Annotated in this window: 4 protein-coding genes; 1 reads left to right on the top strand and 3 read right to left on the bottom strand. The window is 68.1% G+C overall.

What is annotated here, in order from left to right; translation table 11 throughout:
• Positions 1-92: 92 nt before the first annotated feature.
• Together ACTMTF_RS49220 and ACTMTF_RS49215 are read right to left on the bottom strand one after the other, a co-directional pair.
• The gene (locus tag ACTMTF_RS49220) at positions 93-1,319 is read right to left on the bottom strand and encodes a serine hydrolase domain-containing protein (RefSeq protein ID WP_441117009.1); all 1,227 of its coding nucleotides are present in this window, start codon (positions 1,317-1,319) and stop codon (positions 93-95) included.
• A 187-nt stretch (positions 1,320-1,506) separates the two neighbouring features.
• The gene (locus tag ACTMTF_RS49215; protein WP_441117008.1) at positions 1,507-2,847 is read right to left on the bottom strand and encodes an MFS transporter; all 1,341 of its coding nucleotides are present in this window, start codon (positions 2,845-2,847) and stop codon (positions 1,507-1,509) included.
• Positions 2,848-3,013: 166 nt separating this feature from the next.
• Here ACTMTF_RS49215 and ACTMTF_RS49210 point away from each other — a divergent pair, with 166 nt between their 5' ends.
• Positions 3,014-3,832 carry an SDR family oxidoreductase gene (locus tag ACTMTF_RS49210; RefSeq protein ID WP_441117007.1) on the top strand — a complete coding sequence of 273 codons (819 nt, stop codon included), beginning with the start codon at positions 3,014-3,016 and terminating at the stop codon, positions 3,830-3,832.
• 144 nt (positions 3,833-3,976) lie between these two features.
• On the opposite strand, the gene ACTMTF_RS49205 is transcribed toward ACTMTF_RS49210, so the two are convergent.
• Positions 3,977-4,666 carry a TetR/AcrR family transcriptional regulator gene (locus ACTMTF_RS49205; RefSeq protein ID WP_441117006.1) on the bottom strand — a complete coding sequence of 230 codons (690 nt, stop codon included), beginning with the start codon at positions 4,664-4,666 and terminating at the stop codon, positions 3,977-3,979.
• Positions 4,667-4,940: the final 274 nt, after the last annotated feature.

Here is a 4,940-nt window from a genome sequence, read left to right as displayed (position 1 = left end):
GGTAGAGAGGGGCCCCGCCGGTGCCCGGCCTCAAGACCGAACTCCGCGCGGGAACATCGATGAGGACAGGCCTCCCGAGCGCGGGCTCGGGGTCAGTCGATGGCCTGGTAGAGCGTGGTCCAGAAGTCGTGGATGAGCCGTGCCGGGTCCGGGACGGACATCCCGACCTGGGCGAGCAGGATCCCGGTGAGCTGCTTGTCCGGGTCGGCGTAGGTCGAGGTGCCGCTCCCGCCGTCCCAGCCGAACTGGCCGATGGAGGCGTAGTCGCCGCGATAGGTGCGCACCGCCATCCCCATGCCCCAGCCGCCGTGCTGCCCTTGGCCGAACGACACATGGACGTTGTTGGCGGCCATGGCGTTACGGGCGGCGTTCTGCTCGGGTGTGAGGCGGTTGGTGGTCATCAGCTCCACGGCGGGCCGGGACAGGATCCGTTCGCCGCCGTGCATCCCGCCGTTCAGCAGCATCCGGAAGTAGGCGTGGTAGTCATCGGCGGTGGAGACCAGCCCACCGCCGCCGCCCTGGAAGGCCGGGGGCCGGCTGTGGCGTCCCCCTTCGGCCTCGTCCCACACGAGGAACTCTCCGCTCTGCGGGTCGGGGGCGTAGAGCGGCGGCAGCCGGTCGATCTGGTCGGCGGGCACGTGGAAGCCGGTGTCCTTCATGCCCAGCGGGTCGAAGACGCGTTCGCGCAGGAACGTCTCGAACGACTGGCCGGTGACCCTGGCCACCAGCACGCCGAGGAGATCATTGCTGATCTGGTACTGCCAGCGCTCTCCGGGCTGGTGCATCAGCGGAAGAGCGCCGAGGCGGCGCATCCACTCATCCGGCTCGGGCATCGGCTCCGGCAGGTTGGGGGTGAGCCCCTGCTCGAAGATCGCGTTCATGATCGGCGAGCCCAGCGACGTCATGTCCATGCCGAGCCCGAACGTGGAGGTCAGCAGGTCCCGTACGATGATCGGCCGACGCGCGGGCACGGTGTCGTCCAGCGGACCGTCGCTCCGCTTCAGCACCCGCCGGTCGGCGAGTTCCGGCAGCCACGGATCCACCGGGTCGTCCAGCCGCAGCCTGCACTCATCCAGCAGGACCATCGCCGCCGCGACCGCGACCGGCTTGGACGTGGACGCCATCCGGAAGATCGTGTCCCGGCGCATCGGCGCACCACCGTCATGACGCATCGTCCCGATCGCCTCGACGTGCGTCTCGTCACCCCGGCTGACCAGGGCGACGAGCCCGGGAATCTTCCCGGAATCGACATGCCGTGCCAGCACCTCGCGCATCCTGTGCAGCCCGGACTTGGAGAAGCCGCTGTTGCCCTTTTCCATCACGAATCTCCCTACGTACCGTGTTCGATCTGCGCAACCCGGCCTGGCGTGCGGCCCATGGCCGCGATCGCTGAGCCGTCGATGGGCTTTACGATCGCCGACCGCACTGATATCGGGCTGTCGCCGTCCTGACGCGGTCGCTGACACGACGCCGCAGGGTGGACCGGCGGGAGACTTCGCGAACGCGTCAGCGGTGGCCCGTGCGGATGTCGCGGAGGAGGTGGCCGGCGGCAACTGCCAGGACGAGGGCCGCCACGATGGATGCAGCCGGTGCGATCACGGCGACGGCGGCCTGAGCACCCCACAGCTGCTCGGCCACACCGGTGAGCAGCGCGCCGCCGAGTCCGCCGACGACCGCCAGATACAGGCCGACCAGCGCGAACGCCGTCGCGCGGATCTCGGGAGGAGTCACCGAGGCGACGACGAGACTCAACGGGACGAGACCGGCGAAGGTCGTGCCCGAAGTGACCACTCCGATGACGACGAAGGTCGCGATGTCGGGCGAGTAGGCCTGGATGGCGAAGCCGACGCCGAGGATGGCGACCGCTCCGGCGGCCAGATACAGGGCCGCTGTGGGGCTGCGTCGGAACAAGCGGTCGCTGTAGACGCCACCGAGCACCGCGCCGGTCAGCCCGCCGACGGAGCTGACGGCGGCGATCAAGCCGCGAGCCATGACGCCCTGCCCGAAATGGTCTTCGAGGATGAGGTTCAGATAGATCGGCACCGTGGTCGCGGCCAGACCGAACGCGCCGAGTGCGATCATCACGAAGTAGAAGGTGCGGATCTTCCTCAGTTGCGCGAACGCGGCCAGCAGCGGCACCTGCCAGGTGGTCGGGTTCGGGAGCAGTTCGTCCCCGAGCATTGCCTCCTGCTCGAAGCGGCCCCGGACCGGTTCGCGCAGTCGCAGGGTGGCCAGGGCGAGAACCAGGCCGGACACGGCGACGAAGGCGAAGGCCCACCTCCACGGCTCGTACTCGCCGGGAATGATCGCCGCGAAGAGCACGACCAGAAGAGGGCCGATGACGATGCCCAGGGGTTGGCCGCCGCGGTGAACGCCGAGCACCCGGCCGCGGCCGGCGGGTGGGTAGGCGTCGGTCAGGAGCGAGACCTGGATGGGCCCTTCGTTGGCCTTGCCGATGCCCGCGAGGATGCGGACCATGACCACCTGCCACAGGTTCTGGACCAGGCCGAGGAGTGCGGCTGCGACGGCCCAGAGGAGGGTGCAGACGCCGGCGATGGTGGTGCGACGGCGACGGTCTCCGAGCAGGCCGAGGGGGAGCGCGGCCACGAAGACCATGACCCCGGCGAGCGTTCCGACGGTGGCGACCGCCGCGGAACCGATGCCCAGCGACTCTCGGATCTCGGGCGCGAAGATGCTGAACATCGCGTTGTCGACGCTGTCGAGCAACTGGAGACCGAGAAGCACGCCCAGCATCGTGCCCCCGCCGGCGGACACGACCTCTGAGAACGTCATCTTCTGCTCGGGGGCGGCGGCGAGCGCGACCTCCGTGCGATCTTCTTCGGTCATCGGAGCCCTTTCAACGGGGTTGTCCCTGGTTTGACCAGCATGGTCACAGCATATGAACATAGACACTGTTGATCGTCATTCTCTATGTTATTCGACATAGAGTTGGTCGGTACGAAACTTCGCGTCAGTGGCCCGTCAGAGGGGCCCACTGAGGAACGGCGGTCTCATGAGGGAGTGGAGAGGGTCGGTCGCCTTCATCACAGGAGGTGGCCAGGGAATCGGTCTCGGCATCGCACGCGCCCTGGGCAAACGTGGGGTGCGTCTCGCACTGGCCGACATCGACGAGGCAGCGCTGACCCACAGCGAAGCTGAGCTGTCGCACGTGACGGCCGTGGAGACCTTTCGGCTGGACGTGCGCGACCGTGCGGCGTTCGCCTCGGTCGCCGACGAGGTCGAGTCGAAGCTGGGGCCCGTCGATCTGCTGTTCAACAACGCCGGCATCGTGCCGTACTCGCCGGTGTCGGAGCTGGAGTACGAGAAGTGGGACCTGGCCCTTGGCGTCAACCTCACCGGTGTGGTCAACGGGCTGCAGACCTTCTTGTCTCGCATGATCGAGCGCGGCGAGGGCGGGTACATCGTGAACACCTCGTCGGGCGCCGGTCTGGTAGCCGACACGAACCTGCTGTACGTGACCGCCAAGTTCGCGGTGGTCGGGCTCTCGGAGTCGCTGCAGCTGGCGGTGAGCAAGCACGGCATCGACGTCAGCGTGCTGTGTCCAGGCCCCGTCGACACCGACATCATTCGTAACACCCGGTCAGCGGACGAGGGCGTTTCCATCGGGTTGACGGACAACATCCGCCAGGACGCCGAGACGTTCCTCAAGGGGGGTGCCGGCATCGACTCCGTCGGCGAGATGGTCATCGCCGGCATGGAGGCCCGGTCGATGTGGATCCACACCGGAGACATGCTCCGGCCCTATGTGGAGAAGCGGATGGAGAGCCTCCTCAACTCCATCCCGGCTCCGGCCGTCGACGGGGCTTTCTGACCGGAGAACGCCCGATCGGACTGCAGGGCGCCGAGCGCCAAGAAGGTGAGTCAGCGGGACGGAACGGCAACCGCCGTACCGTCCCGCTTTCGCTCGTGATTCGAGCCCACGGACCTGGACGACGGCCGGCGATCGGGAATCGGGTCAGTCGGTGCGCACGTCTCGGCCGTTGCCGGTCTTCGGGGCGTCGCGACGTGCGGGGGCGACGCCCGGCGGAGTGGACCAGACGTCGGCGAGGTTCTTGTCGAACATGGCCGCGACCGACTGCAGGGCCTCGTCGAGGTCGAAGGCGTCGGGGTCGACGAGCGCCTGGAGGTGGATCCCGAGGAGCGCTCCGTTGAGTGCAGCCGCGGAGGCGCGCTCCTGCCTCGACGCGGTCGCGGGATCCGCGCTTGCGGGGCGATGCGCGCGCAACCAGAGCTCAAGGCCGCCGCGCCGCCGGGCGAGGAACTCTTGGTACTGGGTGCGGACGGCGCCCGTGCCGCTGATGGCTTCACCCAAGATCATGAATACCAGCGCCGAATTGCCGCTGCGCACCAAGGCGGCGGAGTCGTCGAACAACTCGGCGAGCGCCGGCACGGACTGGTAGCGCTCCGGGGGCATCAAGCGGTCGATCGCGCGTTCTACAACGGCCATCACGAGACCGTCTTTGTTCTTGAAGTGCCACGGGATGGAGCCGCGGCTGATGCCCGAGCGCTCGGAGATGTCGACGAAGGACGTCCGGTCGAACCCGCGCTCGGCGAACAGCTCTTCGGCTGCGTCCAGAATGCGGCGACGACTCTCTTCACCGATCTCGTCGATCCGGCGCCGTCCTCGGGAACTCACGATGGTCATCTTAGTGCCTGCGCACAAAGCGGCCAGAAGCGTTACAGGGCCCGGAATCACGTTCCGGCCGAGGTCCTGGCGGCGAACAGGTGGGATGCGGCGTCGTGTCAGCGGCCGTGTCAGCACGGCGACGGCCCGCTATCAGAGCGGTCGGCGATCGTCAGTGCCATGAACGGTTCAGCGATCGCGGCCTCAAGGCCCGGTGAGATCCGCTCAGGCGACCCGACCTGAGCGGATCCAGGCCCCGGACACCGACGGGACCGCGTTCCACCAGCCGTTCGTT

Source organism: Nonomuraea sp. ZG12 (genome assembly GCF_052068115.1).
GTDB lineage: Bacteria > Actinomycetota > Actinomycetes > Streptosporangiales > Streptosporangiaceae > Nonomuraea.
Note: the sequence above shows the minus strand (reverse complement) of the source record. Positions and strands in the feature narration are given on the sequence as shown.

What these genes read in the sequence shown, in the direction of transcription:
- ACTMTF_RS49220 (WP_441117009.1), bottom strand. Translation starts at nt 1,319, where the DNA reads ATGGAAAAGGGCAACAGCGGCTTCTCCAAGTCCGGGCTGCACAGGATG.
- ACTMTF_RS49215 (WP_441117008.1), bottom strand. Translation starts at nt 2,847, where the DNA reads ATGACCGAAGAAGATCGCACGGAGGTCGCGCTCGCCGCCGCCCCCGAG.
- ACTMTF_RS49210 (WP_441117007.1), top strand. Translation starts at nt 3,014, where the DNA reads ATGAGGGAGTGGAGAGGGTCGGTCGCCTTCATCACAGGAGGTGGCCAG.
- ACTMTF_RS49205 (WP_441117006.1), bottom strand. Translation starts at nt 4,666, where the DNA reads ATGACCATCGTGAGTTCCCGAGGACGGCGCCGGATCGACGAGATCGGT.